We start from the raw sequence: 16,051 nt of genomic DNA on the forward strand, positions 1-16,051 counted from the left end.
GTGCCGGGCACACTGGCCGCATGCCCACGCCCCGCCTCCCGAGACCCCGCAGCCTCGCGGGCCAGCTCTTCGCGATGCAGGCCGTGCTGATCGCGGTGCTCGTCGCCGGGTACGCGCTGTTCACCTACGTGAGCGACCGCGGCCAGGCACGGGAGGCGGCCGGTCGGCAGGCCATGGCCGTGGCCCGCTCGGTCGCCGACGCGCCCTCGGTGCGGCAGGCCGTCACCACGAGCGATCCGACGGCGCGGCTGGAGCCGTACGCGCTGCGCGTCCAGGACGACACGGGCGTCGACTTCGTCACGATCATGGACCCGGGGGGCATCCGCTGGACCCACCCCGACCGCGCTCAGATCGGCAAACGCTTCCTCGGCCATATCTCCCGCGCCCAGCACGGCGGCTCCTTCACCGAGACCTACACCGGCACGCTCGGCCCGTCCGTCCGCGCGGTGACCCCGATCGAGGACGGCGGCCGGATCACCGGCCTGGTGAGCGCGGGGATCAAGGTCGAGTCGATAAGCGCACGGCTCCAGGACCAGGTGAGCGCGCTGAGCGGGGTCGCGGGCGGCGCCCTGGCGCTGGGCGCGATCGGCACGTACGTGATCAACGCCCGTCTGCGGCGCTCCACACACGGGCTCAACGCGACCGAGCTGAGCCGTATGCACGACTACCACCAGGCCGCACTGCACGCCGTCCGCGAGGGCCTGCTGATGCTGGACGGCCAGTTCCGGGTGGCTCTGATCAACGACGGCGGACGGGAACTGCTGGGTGCGACCGGGGAAGTGGTGGGCCGCTCGGTGGCTGACCTGGGCCTGCCGGCGCCCCTGACGGGGGCCCTGCTGTCCGGGCAGCCACGGATGGACGAGGTCCATCTGACCGCGACGCGCGTCCTGGTGGTCAACACCTCACCCGTCTCCGGCGGCGAACGCCGGGGCACCGTGGTCACGCTCCGCGACGTGACGGAACTCCAGTCCCTGACAGGCGAGCTGGATTCGGAGCGCGGCTTCACGCAGGCGCTGCGCTCACAGGCGCACGAGGCGGCGAACCGGCTGCACACGGTCGTCTCGCTGATCGAGCTGGGCCGCGCCGCCGAGGCGGCCGACTTCGCCACGGCGGAGCTGGAACTGGCACAGGCGCTGACGGACCAGGTGGTCGCGGCGGTGGACGAACCGGTGCTGGCGGCCCTGCTGCTGGGCAAGGCGGCGCAGGCCAACGAGCGGGGCGTGGAACTGGTGGTGTCCGGCGACAGCCATATGGACGACGGACTGCTGCCGCCGTCGCTGCCCGCCCGGGATCTGGTGACGATCCTGGGCAATCTGATCGACAACGCGATGGACGCGGCGCAGAGTTCGGCGGGTGCCCGGGTGACGGTGACCGCACGCACGGACGGCTCCGGCCTCTTCCTGCGGGTCGCCGACACCGGTACGGGGGTGGATCCGGCGCACACGGAGGCGGTGTTCGAACGCGGCTGGTCGACCAAGCAGGCCGGTTCCCACGGGGGCCGCGGCCTGGGGCTCGCCCTGGTCCGCCAGACGGTAAGACGCCACGAGGGAGACTTGACAATGCGTCAAGCAGTGGGCGGAGGGGCCGAGTTCGAAGTGCTACTGCCGTTGCTCAGCTCACATGCCGACCTGTCCGGAGGTGACGTATGACGGACGAACCCATCCGCGTCCTGGTCGTGGAGGACGACCCGGTGGCAGCCGACGCGCATGTCCTCTACGTCGGGCGCGTCCCGGGCTTCACGGCCGTCGGGAAGGCGCACACGGGGGCTCAGGCGCGGCGCCTGCTGGACCGTTCACCGGTGGATCTGCTGCTCCTGGACCTGCATCTGCCGGACGTGCACGGCCTCCAGCTGGCCCGCTCGCTGCGGGCGGCGGGGTACCGTGCGGACGTCATAGCGGTGACGTCCGCACGCGATCTGGCGGTGGTGCGGGAGGGGGTCTCCCTGGGAGTGGTGCAGTACGTGCTGAAGCCGTTCACCTTCGCGACGCTGCGGGACCGCCTGGTGCGCTACGCGCAGTTCCGCGGCACGGAGGGCGAAGCCAGCGGCCAGGACGAGGTGGACCGGGCGCTGGCGACGCTGCGCGCACCGGGCCCGGCGGCCCTGCCGAAGGGGCTGAGCGCGCCGACGCTGGAGAGGGTGACCGGTGCGCTCAGACAGCACGAGGAGGGGCTGACGGCTGCGGGGGCCGCCGAGACCGCGGGGATCTCCCGGATCACGGCCCGGCGGTATCTGGAGCACCTCGTGGAGACGGGGCGGGCCGCCCGTAGCCCGCTGTACGGGCAGGTGGGGCGGCCGGAGCTGGTCTACCGGTGGGTGCCGCTCAGAACACCGACTCCGCCTCGTCCATACGGTCCTTCGGCACCGTCTTGAGCTCGGTGACCGCATCCGCCAGCGGCACCATCACCACGTCGGTGCCGCGCAGCGCGGTCATCATGCCGAACTCGCCCCGGTGCGCGGCCTCGACCGCGTGCCAGCCGAACCGGGTCGCCAGCACCCTGTCGTACGCGGTCGGCGTGCCGCCGCGCTGGACATGGCCGAGGATGACCGGCTTGGCCTCCTTGCCGAGGCGCCGCTCCAGTTCGTAGGCGAGTGCCGTGCCGATGCCCTGGAAGCGCTCGTGCCCGTACGCGTCGATCTCGCCCTTGCCGTAGTCCATGGTGCCCTGGGCGGGGTGCGCGCCCTCGGCGACGCAGACCACCGCGAACTTCTTGCCGCGCGAGAAGCGCTCCTCGACCATCTTGACCAGGTCGGCGGGGTCGAAGGGGCGCTCGGGCAGGCAGATGCCGTGGACGCCGGCCGCCATGCCGGACTCCAGGGCGATCCAGCCGGCGTGGCGGCCCATGACCTCCACGACCATCACGCGCTGGTGGGACTCGGCCGTCGTCTTCAGGCGGTCCATGGCCTCGGTGGCCACGGTGACGGCGGTGTCGAAGCCGAAGGTGCGGTCCGTGGACGAGATGTCGTTGTCGATCGTCTTCGGTACGCCGACCACGGGCAGTCCCGCGTCCGAGAGCATGCGGGCCGCCGTGAGCGTGCCCTCGCCGCCGATCGGGATCAGCGCGTCGATACCGAAGTCGCGGATCATGTCCGAGGCGTTCTCGCACGCCTCGCGCAGGCGGTCCCGCTCGAGGCGGGAGGAGCCGAGGAGGGTGCCGCCGAGCGCGAGGATGCCGCTCACGGCGTCCAGGTCGAGGGTGCGGTAGTGGCCTTCGAGCAGGCCCCGGTAGCCGTCCTCGAAACCGATGACCTCGTCGCCGTACTGCGCCACCGCCCGGTGCACGACCGACCGGATCACTGCGTTCAGGCCCGGGCAGTCGCCGCCTGCGGTGAGTACTCCGATGCGCATCGTGCTGTGTCTCCTGCTCGCTGTTCGGTACCTGTGAGCCAGTTCGATTGTTTCACGGCTCACAGACGGGTGACGATCCCGCGCCGCGCCCTAATCCAGCCCCAGGGGTATTGTCAAGATGGCCCAGCCCACCCATCTGGGTGGATTTGCGCTGGCCGCCCCCCAGGGTCCCCCGCCCCGCGCCGTGCCCGCCCGCAAGAAGAACCCGAGAGAAGAACCCGAGAGAAGAAACGGAGAGCACACGTGACGCGCAGCGTGTACGTGACCGGGATCGACCGCGGCGACGGCCGCCAGGTGGTCGAGCTGGGAGTGATGGAACTGCTGACCCGGCAGGTCGACCGGGTGGGCGTGTTCCGCCCGCTCGTCCACGACGACCCCGACCGCCTCTACGAACTGCTGCGCGCCCGGTACAGGCTGTCCCAGGACCCGGCGACCGTCTTCGGCATGGACTACCACGAGGCGTCCGCGCTCCAGGCGGAACGCGGCACGGACGAACTGGTGTCCACGCTCGTCGAGCGGTTCCACGCGGTGGCCCGCGACTACGAGGTCGTCCTCGTCCTCGGCTCCGACTTCGCCGACACCCAGCTCCCCGACGAACTGTCCCTCAACGCCCGGCTCGCCAACGAGTTCGGGGCGTCCGTGATCGCGGTGGTGGGCGGCCGGGAGCAGACCGCCGACACGGTGCGCGCCGAGGTGCGCAACGCCTACCGCGCGTACGACGGGCTGGGCTGCGACGTGCTCGCCATGGTCGCCAACCGGGTGGCCCGCGAGCACCGGGACGAGATCGCGGAGCGGCTCGGGTCCCGTCTGCCGGTGCCGTGCTACGTCCTGCCCGACGAGCCCGCCCTGTCGGCCCCGACGGTCGCGCAGATCGCGCACACACTCGGCGCGAGGGTCGTCCTCGGCGATGAAGCGGGGCTCGCGCGGGACGCCCTGGACTTCGTCTTCGGCGGCGCCATGCTGCCGAACCTCCTGAGCGCCCTGACCCCGGGATGCCTGGTGGTGACCCCGGGCGACCGCGCGGATCTCGTCATCGGCTCGCTCGCCGCGCACAGCGCGGGCGACCCGCCGATAGCCGGTCTTCTGCTCACCCTGGACGAGGTGCCCGGCGAGGGCATCCTCGCCCTGGCCGAGCGCCTCGCCCCGGGCACCCCTGTGCTCTCGGTGTCCGAGAACAGCTTCCCCACCGCCGCCCGGCTCTTCGCCCTGGAGGGCAAGCTCAACGCGGCCACCCCGCGCAAGGCGGAGCGCGCCATCGGGCTCTTCGAGCGGTACGTGGACACGGCGGGCCTGCTGGGGCAGGTGTCCGCGCCGAGCAGCGGCCGGGTCACGCCGATGATGTTCGAGCACACGCTGCTGGAACGGGCCCGGGCTCACAAGCGCCGGGTGGTGCTCCCCGAGGGCACCGAGGATCGTGTGCTGCACGCGGCCGAGGTGCTGCTGCGCCGGGGTGTCTGCGACCTCACCCTGCTCGGACCCGTGGACCGGATCCGCAAGAAGGCGGCCGATCTGGGCATCGACCTCGGCGACGCCCAGCTGATCGACCCGGCCGCCTCCCCGCTGCGCGACACCTTCGCCGAGAAGTACGCCCGGCTGCGCGCCCACAAGGGCGTCACGCTGGAGCTGGCGCACGATGTCGTCGCGGACGTGAACTACTTCGGGACGCTCATGGTCGAGGAGGGGCTCGCGGACGGCATGGTGTCCGGCTCCGTGCACTCCACGGCCGCCACCATCCGGCCCGCCTTCGAGATCATCAAGACCAGGCCCGAGGCGAAGATCGTCAGCTCCGTCTTCTTCATGTGCCTGTCCGACAAGGTGCTCGTCTACGGCGACTGCGCCGTGAACCCCGACCCCGACGCAGAGCAGCTCGCGGACGTCGCCCTCCAGTCGGCCGCCACCGCCCGGCAGTTCGGGGTGGAGCCGCGCGTCGCGATGCTGTCGTACTCCACCGGCACGTCCGGCTTCGGCGCCGACGTCGACAAGGTGCGCGAGGCCACCGAGCTGGTGCGGCTGCGGGACGGCGAGCTGCGGATCGAGGGCCCGATCCAGTACGACGCCGCCGTGGAGCCCAGCGTCGCCGCGACCAAGCTCCCGGGCTCCGAGGTCGCCGGGCAGGCCTCGGTACTGATCTTCCCGGACCTCAACACGGGCAACAACACCTACAAGGCCGTGCAGCGGTCGGCCGGCGCCCTCGCCGTCGGCCCGGTGCTGCAGGGGCTGCGCAAGCCCGTCAACGACCTGTCCCGGGGCGCTCTGGTCCCCGACATCGTCACGACCGTCGCCATCACGGCCATCCAGGCACAGAGCCCCGTGGAGAGCACCGCGGACGATCCCGCGGACCATATCTCGGACAAGCCCTGTGACAAGCCCGCAGAGAAGGCAGCCGACCAGTGAGCCCGACCCGTGTCCTCGTCCTCAACTCCGGCTCCTCGTCGGTGAAGTACCAGCTGCTGGACATGCGGGAGCACACCAGGCTGGCGGCGGGCCTGATAGAGCGCATCGGGGAGCAGACCTCACTGCTGAAGCACACGGTGATCGCCACGGGCGCCACCCGTGAGCACAGCGGTCCGGTCGCCGACCACCAGGCGGCGCTCAAGGCGGTCGCCGAGGAGCTGGCCAAGGACGGTCTAGGGCTCGACTCGCCCGAGCTCGCTGCCATCGGCCACCGGGTGGTGCACGGCGGCATGTTCTTCACCGAGCCCACCGTGATCGACGACGACGTGCTCACCGAGATCGAGCGCCTGATCCCCGTCGCACCGCTGCACAACCCCGCCAACCTCACCGGCATCCGCACCGCCATGGCGCTGCGTCCCGACCTGCCGCAGGTGGCCGTGTTCGACACGGCGTTCCACACGACGATGCCGGAGTCCGCGGCGCGCTACGCGATCGACACGAAGATCGCGGACCGCCACCGGATCCGGCGCTACGGGTTCCACGGCACCTCGCACGCGTTCGTGTCCCGGGCGACCGCGAGGCTCCTGGGCAAGGACGTGGAGGACACCAACGTCATCGTGCTGCATCTGGGCAACGGCGCGTCCGCGTCGGCGGTCAGGGGCGGCCGGTGCGTGGACACCTCCATGGGGTTCACCCCGCTGGAGGGCCTGGTGATGGGAACGCGTTCCGGCGACCTGGATCCCGCCGTCATCTTCCATTTGCGGCGCGTTGGCGGCATGTCCATGGATGAGATCGACACTCTTCTCAACAAGAGGAGCGGTCTGTTCGGGCTGTGCGGCGACAACGACATGCGGGAAATCGACCGCCGGATCGGCGAGGGCGACAAGGAGGCGCGACTCGCCTTCGACATCTACATCCACCGGCTGAAGAAGTACATCGGCGCGTACTACGCGGTACTCGGCAGGGTGGACGCGGTCGCCTTCACGGCGGGGGTGGGTGAGAACGCGGCGACGGTGCGCGAGGCTGCCGTGGCGGGCCTGGAGGGGCTCGGACTGGCGGTGGACGGCGCCCTGAACGTCGCCCGCGGCGACGGTCCGCGGCTGATCTCGCCCGCCCACGCGCGGGTGGCGGTCGCCGTGGTGCCCACTCAGGAGGAACTGGAGATCGCGACGCAGACCTACGAACTGGTCGGAAAGGACGACTGAACACGACGACCGAACACGACGACCGAACGCGTTGTCCGAACAATTCGACCAATTCGACCGGCTCTCGCCTGAGCGGCAACCCGCCCATTTGTATTTTCCGCCAGACGGAATATTCCGCGCCGAAACAAACCGATAGGATCGCCCCATGCGCCGTTCGAAAATCGTCTGTACTCTCGGCCCCGCGGTCGACTCCCACGACATGCTCGTCGCGCTGATCGAAGCCGGCATGAATGTGGCCCGCTTCAACTTCAGCCATGGCTCGCACGAAGAGCACCAGGGACGCTACGACCGCGTCCGTGCCGCGTCCGCCGAGACGGGCAGGGCCATCGGTGTCCTCGCCGACCTCCAGGGCCCGAAGATCCGTCTGGAGACCTTCGCGGAGGGTCCCGTCGAGCTGGTGCGCGGTGACGAGTTCACCATCACCGCCGAGGACGTGCCGGGCGACAAGCACATCTGCGGTACGACGTACAAGGGCCTGCCCGGTGACGTCGCCAAGGGCGACCAGATCCTCATCAACGACGGCAACGTCGAGCTGAAGGTCCTGGAGGTCGAGGGCCCCGAGGTCCGCACGATCGTCATCGAGGGCGGTGTCATCTCCGACCACAAGGGCATCAACCTGCCCGGCGCGGCGGTGAACGTCCCGGCGCTGTCCGAGAAGGACATCGACGACCTGCGGTTCGCGCTGCGCATGGGCTGCGACGTGGTGGCCCTGTCCTTCGTGCGGGACGCGAACGACGTCAAGGACGTGCACCGCGTCATGGACGAGGAGGGCCGCCGGGTCCCGGTCATCGCCAAGGTGGAGAAGCCGCAGGCGGTGGCGAACATGGAGGACGTCGTGATGGCGTTCGACGGCGTCATGGTCGCCCGTGGCGACCTGGCCGTCGAATACCCGCTCGAGAAGGTCCCGATGGTGCAGAAGCGCCTCATCGAGCTGTGCCGCCGCAACGCCAAGCCGGTGATCGTGGCGACCCAGATGATGGAGTCGATGATCACCAACTCCCGTCCCACGCGCGCGGAGGCCTCCGACGTCGCCAACGCCATCCTGGACGGCGCCGACGCGGTCATGCTGTCGGCCGAGTCGAGCGTGGGCGCGTACCCGGTCGAGACGGTCAGGACGATGTCGAAGATCGTCGCGGCGGCCGAGGAGGAGCTGCTGTCCAAGGGCCTGCAGCCGCTCGTGCCGGGCAAGAAGCCGCGTACGCAGGGCGGTTCGGTGGCCCGCGCGGCGGCGGAGATCGCCGACTTCCTCGGCGGCAAGGGCCTGGTCGCCTTCACCCAGTCCGGCGACACCGCCCGCCGGCTGTCCCGTTATCGCGCGGCCCAGCCGATCCTCGCGTTCACGACCGACGAGTCCACCCGCAATCAGCTGTCGCTGAGCTGGGGCGTGGAGCCGCATGTCGTGCCGTTCGTGAAGAGCACCGACGAAATGGTCGAACTGGTCGACCAGCACCTGGTGAGGCTCAAGCGGTTCAACGACGGCGACATCGTGGTCATCACCGCCGGCTCCCCGCCCGGCGTCCCCGGCACCACGAACATGGTCCGGGTCCACCACCTGGGCGAGGGCAAGCGCAACTGACGCACGCCGTCGGCAGTTCACAGAGCTGTGGCCCGGCCCCGCCTGCGCGGGACCGGGCCACAGCTCGTTGTGCGGCTCCCGGACGGGTCTGGGGGTTTGTCAGCTCGCGCCGGTGACGTACTGGTGCATGCCGGGCACGTGAAGCGTGCCGCCGAACTGGCCGGCCTGGGTGACCTTCACCTTGGTGAAGTAGATCAGCGGGATGTTCAGCGGCGGCGGGTTGTCCGGGTCGAACGTCATCGGGATCAGGCCGAACAGGTTGCCGGAGATGCTCTCCGTGTACATCACCGTCTTGCCGTCACGGATGGTCGACGTCGTGCCCTTTCCGGCCTGGACGTGATAGATCTCGCCCTTCTGGCCGTCCACGAGCTGGTGCAGATCGCCGATGTCGGTGCCGTCGGAGATCACGTACTTCAGGACCCTCTTGATGGTGCCGTTGGCGGTGCGCACCTTCACGACGCCCTGGTAGTCCGCGCCCTTGAGCGTCAGCGAGCTGGCCTCCAGATGCCACGGGGAGTCGGGCAGGGCGACCGCGTTCTCCACCCCGCCCTGGTCGTCTGTGGCCGTGGGACATCCCGCGGCGTCCGCGGTGGAACTCGCGGAGGGGCTCGGCGTCGCGGACTCGGCCGACTTCACGGCGTTGTCCGCGGTCTTGGCCGCCTCCGAGGCCGCCTTCGTCGCCGTGTCCTTCACGGTCTTCTTGACCGTGTCGGTGACGTTCTTGGCCGTGTCCGTGACGGTGGAGGACGGATCCTTGGCCGCGTCGCTCGCCGTGTCCTTCGTCGCGGACGCCGATGCGGACGGCGTGGGGGTGGAGCTCGCGGACGAGCCGGACCCCTGGGAGCCGCCGGTGAGGACACCGGTGATCGCGTTCCCGATGTCGCCCAGGAGGCCGCCCTTGGAGGACGACGAGGACGACGGCGTGGAGGTGCCGGCCGAGGACGCCGACGGGGACGGGGTGGACGTGGCCTTGCCATCGGAACCTGAATCCGACGACGAGGTCTTGTCCGGCGTAGCGCCCGTCTTCGTGCCCGTGTCCGTATTGGCGGCCGGCGCCTTGTCCTTCGTCGCGCTCCCGGACGGCGAGGCCGCCGGAGCCGGCGTGCCGGACGACGAGGACGCGCTCGGCGTGGCGGACGGCGACGGGGACGAGGACGCGTCCTTGGAGCCGTCGAGCGCCTCCACGCACTTCTGGTACTCGTCGGCCGTCAGGCTCTTGGACGTCGGATGGTCGTCGGCGCGCGCCAGCGTGGAGTTGACCCCCATGCCGAGGAACACCGCGGTGGGCATCGCCGCCAGGGCCATGGCCTTGCCGGCGGGCATGTGGAACCTGGTGAACAGCGGCTTCCTCGGGGCCGCGTGACGCGGCCCGGTTCTCGCACGGGACGCGTCCACGTCCGTCCCGTGCGTCACCTCGTCAGCCGGCACTGTGCCTCCCGTTCGCCCCGTTGGCCGGGCTCGTTTCTGACAGTTCGTTCGGCTCGCCCGCCCCGACACCGTTCGCGGCCATGCCTTCCGGCGCTCCCGCCTCCGGCTCGGGGTCCTTGCCGAGCTGCTGCTCGGGAGGCACGCCGGGCGCCCAGGAGACAGCCAGGCAGCCGCCGATCAGCGCGGGCAGGAACCCGAAGCCGAAGCCGCCGAGGTTGGAAACCGGGATGGAGACCAGCGCCAGCAGGACCGCCGCGACACCCGCGAAGACCTTCACATGCTTCTGGAACCACAGGCTGATGCCCAGCACTATGAGCAGCACCCCGATGATCAGGGAGCCGGACCCTCCGGTGCTGCCCATCGCCAGAGTCAGGTGCCCGATCTGAAGGTGCGCATAGGGGAAGTACAAGATCGGCACACCGCTGAGCAGGACAAGCAGACCGGCCCAGAACGGACGCGTGCCCCGCCAGGCGCGGAACTGCAGCCGTCGGCGGGTGAACTGGCCGGGTTCGGCGGCAAGAGTCTCGGCGCTCATGGAAAACAGCTCCCTGGTGCGGCGTTGCTGTGGTGGTGATGTGTGCCGCGCGTGAAGACGCGGCGGTGATGGAACGGGCGGGGGCGCCGAAGCCACCCCCGCCCATTACCGAGCGCTCAGTAGCACTCGATTCCCTTGCCGTCGCCCTTGTGCAGCGACATGTGCAGACCGCTGAGCTTGAACGTGCCGGCGGTGGTCGCCCACGCCGTCTGCTGCACGTTGCTCAGGTCCGCCGACTCCGCCTGCTGGGCGAAGCCGTAGGGGTTGGCCTGCTCGCCGCCGCCCTTCATGCCCGGACCCTTGCTGGCGTCCTTGGCGGCCACACCGATGTCGATGTTGTGGAACGTCGCGTCGGCGTTCAGGTCATCGACGTCGATGTAGAGGTTGTGGGCCTGGACCTTCTCGTGCCCCGCGCCACCGGCCTCCAGACGGAGGGTGACCGAGCCGAGGAACGGCACGTTCGGGGTGACCACGGACTGGCACATGTTGGTGATCTGAGCGTCGGTGAACGCCGAGACCGCGACGGGGTGAACCGTCTTCTGGCCGTCGAGCGTGTAGCCCGGGTCGATCGCCCCGTACTGCTCGAAGCCGTCACCGTGGAGCTGGTCGGCCGTCACCTTGAACTGCTGGCCCGAAACGCTGAACGAAGCAGCGAGAGCGCCCTGCGCGAGGGCGACACCTATCGCGGCCGTAGCGGCGACGCTGGGCACCATGACCACAGCGAACCGCTTCCATCTGGTCCCGCCACGCACCTGGGACTCCATATTTCCTCCTTCTCGGACGTACATCTCCTGGCCCGAACTCGCCACCATCCGGCGGCTTTGCTGGGCAGGGATGGGAGAAGTGCTACGTCCTCGGGAAGGAGAGCGCCTGCGCTCGGAGGCACGAACCGCGCCCGAACTACCGGCGATCACCCCCGAGCGACAACCACTGGTCGCGCCTGACACACATCACGCACAACCTGCCGGACAGGCTCCGCCGAGGCGAAGACCCCCCTGTCCAGGAACCGGCGCCACTGCCGCCGGCTCCTGCTCGGTGGGGACCCACGAGGTGCCATTGACCCAGATGGCTGCCGGGTACGGCGATGGACCGAGCGTGGCCGATCGTGGTGCATTCTCGCCGCCGACACAAGGGGGTTCGTTACTCGCTAGTAACGGCCGGATAACCGAAGCACGACCGCCGGGTATCGACCGGCAACTCTTCGTGGCGCAAAGGGTGATCGCGAAACGGTTTATCTTGGGACAGAAACCGACAGACCACCGGCCTCGACTTACTCCAAGTAACAGCGGCCGCGATTACCAAGATTTGGTAAAGCGCGACCGCTGTGCGCCTCTGCAGGCGAATCTTTCACTCGGGCATCACATCGCCGAGCGTTTAACGACAGGTCAGAAAAGCGCCCTGGCGAGCGCCCGGCGGGCCGCCGTCACGCGCGGGTCCTCGGCGCCGACGACCTCGAAGAGTTCGAGCAGCCGCAGCCGCACCGCGTCCTTGTCGTCACCCACCGTGCGACGCACGGCGTCGACCAGCCGCCCGAACGCGTCCTCCACGTGCCCGCCCACCAGATCCAGGTCCGCCGCGGCGATCTGCGCCGCCACGTCGTCCGGCTTCTCCGCGGCGTCCTTGCGCACCTGCTGCGGGTCCATGCCGCCCACCCGCTGGAGCAACTCGGCCTGCGCGAGACCCAGCTTCGCCTCCATGTTGCCCGGGTCCTCGACGAGCACGTTCTTGTACGCCTGGATCGCGCCGCCCATGTCGCCCGCGTCAAGGGCGTGCACGGCCGCCTCCAGCAGTGCGTCATGGGGGCCTGCGGGGGCCTGCGGGGCCGCCTGGGCGCCGCCCGGCTCCGCGTCGGGGTCGACGGCCAGGCCGGTCAGGCCGAAGCGCTGCTCGGCCACCTGGACGAGCTGGTCGAGAGTCTCGCGGATCTGCTGCTCGGGCGCGGCTCCCTGGAAGAGCGGCAGCGCCTGCCCGGCGACGACGGCGAAGACGGCCGGGATCCCCTGGACGCCGAACTGCTGCATCAGCATCTGGTTGGCGTCGACGTCGATCTTGGCGAGCACGAAGCGGCCGTTGTATTCGGCCGCCAGCCGCTCGAGGACGGGGCTCAGCTGCTTGCAGGGCTGGCACCACTCGGCCCAGAAGTCGATGACGACCGGCACCTCGGTGGACCGCTGCAGTACGTCGCGCTCGAAGGTCGCCTCGTCTGCGTCGATGACGAGGTCGGCCGGGGAGACCGCCCCTCCCCCGCCCTGACGGGCCGCTTCGGCGCGCGCCTGCTCCGCCTTCGCCTTGGCCTCCTGGGCCGCCTTCACCGCGGCGAGGTCGACGACTCCGCTCATGGACATGTTCCGTGGCTGCATGAGTACATCCTCCCCCTTCCGCAAGGCCGCCGTGAAAAGCACCGTGAGAGCCGGTCGGGCCGGCCCTGGTCCGCGCCGGGTCCCCACTCGGCGCACGTGGTCATCGCTCAAGACGGTGTGAGACCGTGTCGCACACCTACGCTTTCGCTACGAGTCGTAGCGTAACTGTCCCGGGAGGTCTCCGTCGCCAGTACGCCGGTGATCTCCCTCACCACTTCACATGACGTCCAGAAATGGCCGCAGACACGGCCGGATATGGTCCCAGACATGCAGAGCAGCACCCCCGCCGCCCGTACGGGCCGCCCCCGCAGCGCCGCCGCCGACGCCGCGATCCTGGAGGCGACACGTCAGGCGCTGGTGGAGCTCGGCTGGTCGAAGCTCACCCTCGGGGACGTCGCGACACGGGCGGGGGTCGCGAAGACGACCCTCTACCGCCGCTGGGCGGGCAAGAACGAGCTCGTGGTGGACGCGGTGGCCGAGCTCTTCGACGAACTCGAACTGCCGGACCGGGGCACGCTGGCCGCCGACATCGAGGGCGTGGTGCTCCAGTTCGCGGCGATCCTGGCCCGCCCGGAGGCCAAGAGCGGGCTCATGGCGGTGGTGGCCGAGGCGACGCGGGACGACGCCCTGCGCGAACGCATCCGCGCGTCCATCGTGGAGCGCCAGAAGCGCCTGGTGCTGGAGGGCCGGGCGCGGGCGACGGCACGCGGCGAACTCCCCCCGGAGACGGACCCCGAGGGATCCGCCCGCATCACGGACCTGATCTTCGACATGGTGGCCGGAGCGGTCGTCCACCGCACCCTCGTCAGCGCCCACCCGGCGGACGAGGAGTGGGTGCGCAGCTTCACCCGGGTCCTGCTGCTGGGCCTGGCGGGAGCGGCGGGGTCTCTTTAGGGCGTGCGTCCGGCCGAGGCATCAGCACGGTCGGGGCGACCGGGGCCCGGGTGCGTCATGTCCTGCGACGCCCTCGCTCCCCGAACGGCAGGTTGCGGACCCCACTCCACGTAGGCACGCTTTTCCTCGGTGTCGGCGTCGAGCCGGACGCCCACGTTGTCGGCCAGCATGATCATGAGCGGGACGACACCGTCCAGCAGAAAGCTCAGCTCGCCGGTGGAGGCTCTGTCCCGCACCTCCAAGGCGGTCTCGACGAACGCGGCATACGGGACGGGGTCGACCTTGACCCAGTTGACCGCCCCTTCCGCGAGCCCGCACGGGACGTCCAGGACCCTGGCGAGCGCTGTGGCGGCCCCCATGAACACATGGCCCGTCCGCAGGCTCGGCGCCCACACCCACTCGTCGTCGTCCCCGCGAACCGTGAACTCGTATCCCACCACGCCCCCGTGCATGCCGTGCCCCAGTCGTGCGGCCGCGGCGCAGGACACCCTGGCCACGAGCAGTGCCGTTCACCGGCCCTGAGGGCCGGTGAACGGCATGTCATCACGCGTACGTCAGAACCCGGCGGGCTCGGTGTACACGCCCCACTCGCCCCGCAGCACCCCGCAGATCTCACCGAGCGTCGCCTCGGCGCGTACCGCGGCCAGCATGGGCCCGATCATGTTGGAGCCGTCGCGGGCCGCGGCCAGCATCCCGTCGAGTGCCGTGCGCACCGCCGCCTCGTCCCGCGCCGCCTTGCGCGCCGCGAGCGCCCGGACCTGCTCCCGCTCCACCTCGTGGCTCACCCGCAGGATCTCCAGATCCCCGGTGACCGAGCCGGTGTTCACGTTGACGCCGACGACCCTCTTGTCGCCCTTCTCCAGCGCCTGCTGATAGCGGAAGGCGGACTCGGCGATCTCGCCCGTGAACCAGCCGTCCTCGATGCCGCGCAGGATGCCGGAGGTCATCGGGCCGATCGGGTGCCGCCCGTCCGGGTGCGCCCGCAGGCCCCGCTCCCTTATCTGCTCGAAGATCCGCTCGGCGTCCGCCTCGATCCGGTCCGTCAGCTGCTCGACGTACCACGAACCGCCCAGCGGGTCCGCGACGTTGGCGACGCCGGTCTCCTCCATCAGCACCTGCTGGGTGCGCAGCGCGATCTCGGCCGCCTGCTCGCTCGGCAGCGCCAGCGTCTCGTCCAGCGCGTTCGTGTGCAGCGAGTTGGTCCCGCCGAGCACCGCCGACAGCGCCTCCACCGCCGTGCGCACCACGTTGTTGTACGGCTGCTGCGCGGTCAGCGAGACACCCGCGGTCTGCGTGTGGAAGCGCAGCCACTGGGCCTTGTCGCTCTTCGCCCCGTACACGTCGCGCAGCCAGCGCGCCCAGATGCGGCGCGCCGCACGGAACTTGGCGATCTCCTCGAAGAAGTCGAGGTGCGCGTCGAAGAAGAAGGACAGGCCGGGGGCGAAGACATCCACGTCGAGCCCGCGGCTCAGGCCCAGTTCGACGTATCCGAAGCCGTCCGCCAGCGTGTACGCCAGCTCCTGCGCGGCCGTCGCGCCCGCCTCGCGGATGTGGTAGCCGGACACGGACAGCGGCTTGTACGCGGGGATCCCGGCCGCGCAGTACTCCATCAGGTCGCCGATCAGACGCAGATGGGGCTCCGGCTGGAAGAGCCACTCCTTCTGGGCGATGTACTCCTTGAAGATGTCGGTCTGCAGCGTGCCGTTCAGCACGGCCGTGTCGACACCCTGCCGCTCCGCGGCGACCAGGTACATGCAGAAGACCGGGACGGCCGGGCCGCTGATCGTCATCGAGGTGGTCACATCGCCGAGCGGGATGTCCTTGAACAGGACCTCCATGTCCGCGGCCGAGTCGATCGCCACGCCGCAGTGCCCGACCTCGCCCAGGGAGCGCGGATCGTCGGAGTCGCGGCCCATGAGCGTCGGCATGTCGAACGCGACGCTCAGGCCGCCGCCCCCGGCGTCCAGGATCATCTTGTAGCGCTCGTTGGTCTGCTCGGCGTTGCCGAACCCGGCGAACTGCCGGATGGTCCAGGTCCGCCCCCGGTAGCCGGTCGGGTACAGACCGCGGGTGAAGGGGTACTCGCCCGGCCAGCCGATCCGGTCGAATCCCTCGTACGTGTCTCCCGGCCTGGGGCCGTAGACGGGCTCCACGGGGTCGCCGGAGAGCGTGGTGAAGTCGGCCTCACGCTTGCGTGCGGCGTCAAAACGGGCCTGCCAGCGCCGGCGGCCCTCCTCGATGGCGTCAGCATCCATACCCCCGAATTTACTAGGACGTCCAAGTAAATGTCGATGGGCAACCGCCGTACGGGT

At 70.1% G+C, this 16,051-nt stretch carries 13 protein-coding genes; 6 read left to right on the forward strand and 7 right to left on the reverse strand.

Translation table 11 applies throughout. The features are described 5' to 3' along the window. Positions 1 to 20 precede the first annotated feature (20 nt). Together ABZ845_RS05130 and ABZ845_RS05135 are read left to right on the forward strand one after the other, a co-directional pair. A complete protein-coding gene (locus ABZ845_RS05130) occupies positions 21 to 1,649 on the forward strand; it encodes a sensor histidine kinase (RefSeq protein WP_360973112.1) in 1,629 nt (542 codons plus the stop codon). Then, complete coding sequence (locus ABZ845_RS05135; protein ID WP_360973114.1) at positions 1,646 to 2,371, forward strand: response regulator; 726 nt, start codon at positions 1,646 to 1,648, stop codon at positions 2,369 to 2,371. The genes ABZ845_RS05130 and ABZ845_RS05135 overlap by 4 nt, the downstream gene beginning before the upstream one ends. Here ABZ845_RS05135 and ABZ845_RS05140 read toward each other — a convergent pair. Next, complete coding sequence (locus tag ABZ845_RS05140) at positions 2,322 to 3,347, reverse strand: ATP-dependent 6-phosphofructokinase (protein ID WP_360973116.1); 1,026 nt, start codon at positions 3,345 to 3,347, stop codon at positions 2,322 to 2,324. The two genes, ABZ845_RS05135 and ABZ845_RS05140, sit on opposite strands and share 50 nt — an antisense overlap. A 243-nt stretch (positions 3,348 to 3,590) precedes the next feature. On the opposite strand from ABZ845_RS05140, the gene pta reads away from it, so the two are divergent. The 3 genes from pta to pyk all read left to right on the forward strand — a co-directional run bounded on the left by pta (position 3,591) and on the right by pyk (position 8,522). Continuing rightward, positions 3,591 to 5,741: a phosphate acetyltransferase gene (pta, locus tag ABZ845_RS05145; protein ID WP_360973118.1), complete on the forward strand. Its 2,151-nt coding sequence runs from the start codon at positions 3,591 to 3,593 to the stop codon at positions 5,739 to 5,741. Then, positions 5,738 to 6,946, forward strand: coding sequence for an acetate kinase (locus tag ABZ845_RS05150; protein ID WP_360973120.1), 1,209 nt, complete (start codon positions 5,738 to 5,740; stop codon positions 6,944 to 6,946). Before pta ends, ABZ845_RS05150 begins: the two co-directional genes overlap by 4 nt. Before the next feature lie 145 nt (positions 6,947 to 7,091). Continuing rightward, complete coding sequence (gene pyk / locus ABZ845_RS05155) at positions 7,092 to 8,522, forward strand: pyruvate kinase (RefSeq protein ID WP_360973122.1); 1,431 nt, start codon at positions 7,092 to 7,094, stop codon at positions 8,520 to 8,522. Positions 8,523 to 8,621: 99 nt separating this feature from the next. Here the strand turns inward: pyk and ABZ845_RS05160 are convergent, their stop codons facing one another. The 4 genes from ABZ845_RS05160 to ABZ845_RS05175 form a co-directional block, all read right to left on the reverse strand. After that, positions 8,622 to 9,950, reverse strand: a complete 1,329-nt coding sequence (locus tag ABZ845_RS05160) for a hypothetical protein (protein WP_360973124.1) — start codon at positions 9,948 to 9,950, stop codon at positions 8,622 to 8,624. After that, positions 9,940 to 10,485 (reverse strand): DUF6114 domain-containing protein, encoded by a 546-nt coding sequence (locus ABZ845_RS05165; RefSeq protein WP_360973126.1) that lies wholly within the window; start codon positions 10,483 to 10,485, stop codon positions 9,940 to 9,942. Before ABZ845_RS05165 ends, ABZ845_RS05160 begins: the two co-directional genes overlap by 11 nt. A gap of 116 nt (positions 10,486 to 10,601) precedes the next feature. Next, complete coding sequence (locus ABZ845_RS05170) at positions 10,602 to 11,249, reverse strand: DUF6230 family protein (RefSeq protein ID WP_360973128.1); 648 nt, start codon at positions 11,247 to 11,249, stop codon at positions 10,602 to 10,604. Between the two features lie 621 nt (positions 11,250 to 11,870). Continuing rightward, positions 11,871 to 12,845, reverse strand: a complete 975-nt coding sequence (locus ABZ845_RS05175) for a tetratricopeptide repeat protein (protein WP_360973130.1) — start codon at positions 12,843 to 12,845, stop codon at positions 11,871 to 11,873. A 267-nt stretch (positions 12,846 to 13,112) separates the two neighbouring features. Between ABZ845_RS05175 and ABZ845_RS05180 the strand changes: the two genes are divergently transcribed. After that, entirely contained in the window at positions 13,113 to 13,739 is a 627-nt protein-coding gene (locus ABZ845_RS05180; protein WP_360973132.1) for a TetR/AcrR family transcriptional regulator, read from the forward strand. Here ABZ845_RS05180 and ABZ845_RS05185 read toward each other — a convergent pair. Next, the gene (locus tag ABZ845_RS05185; RefSeq protein ID WP_360973134.1) at positions 13,736 to 14,236 is read right to left on the reverse strand and encodes a DUF6086 family protein; all 501 of its coding nucleotides are present in this window, start codon (positions 14,234 to 14,236) and stop codon (positions 13,736 to 13,738) included. The two genes, ABZ845_RS05180 and ABZ845_RS05185, sit on opposite strands and share 4 nt — an antisense overlap. A gap of 57 nt (positions 14,237 to 14,293) precedes the next feature. Then, positions 14,294 to 15,994 (reverse strand): methylmalonyl-CoA mutase family protein, encoded by a 1,701-nt coding sequence (locus ABZ845_RS05190; RefSeq protein WP_360973136.1) that lies wholly within the window; start codon positions 15,992 to 15,994, stop codon positions 14,294 to 14,296. Positions 15,995 to 16,051 lie beyond the last annotated feature (57 nt).

Source organism: Streptomyces sp. NPDC047022 (assembly GCF_040644155.1).
Lineage (GTDB): Bacteria > Actinomycetota > Actinomycetes > Streptomycetales > Streptomycetaceae > Streptomyces.

What these genes read in the sequence shown, in the direction of transcription:
- ABZ845_RS05130 (WP_360973112.1), top strand. Translation starts at nt 21, where the DNA reads ATGCCCACGCCCCGCCTCCCGAGACCCCGCAGCCTCGCGGGCCAGCTC.
- ABZ845_RS05135 (WP_360973114.1), top strand. Translation starts at nt 1,646, where the DNA reads ATGACGGACGAACCCATCCGCGTCCTGGTCGTGGAGGACGACCCGGTG.
- ABZ845_RS05140 (WP_360973116.1), bottom strand. Translation starts at nt 3,347, where the DNA reads ATGCGCATCGGAGTACTCACCGCAGGCGGCGACTGCCCGGGCCTGAAC.
- pyk (WP_360973122.1), top strand. Translation starts at nt 7,092, where the DNA reads ATGCGCCGTTCGAAAATCGTCTGTACTCTCGGCCCCGCGGTCGACTCC.
- ABZ845_RS05165 (WP_360973126.1), bottom strand. Translation starts at nt 10,485, where the DNA reads ATGAGCGCCGAGACTCTTGCCGCCGAACCCGGCCAGTTCACCCGCCGA.
- ABZ845_RS05170 (WP_360973128.1), bottom strand. Translation starts at nt 11,249, where the DNA reads ATGGAGTCCCAGGTGCGTGGCGGGACCAGATGGAAGCGGTTCGCTGTG.
- ABZ845_RS05175 (WP_360973130.1), bottom strand. Translation starts at nt 12,845, where the DNA reads ATGCAGCCACGGAACATGTCCATGAGCGGAGTCGTCGACCTCGCCGCG.
- ABZ845_RS05180 (WP_360973132.1), top strand. Translation starts at nt 13,113, where the DNA reads ATGCAGAGCAGCACCCCCGCCGCCCGTACGGGCCGCCCCCGCAGCGCC.
- ABZ845_RS05190 (WP_360973136.1), bottom strand. Translation starts at nt 15,994, where the DNA reads ATGGATGCTGACGCCATCGAGGAGGGCCGCCGGCGCTGGCAGGCCCGT.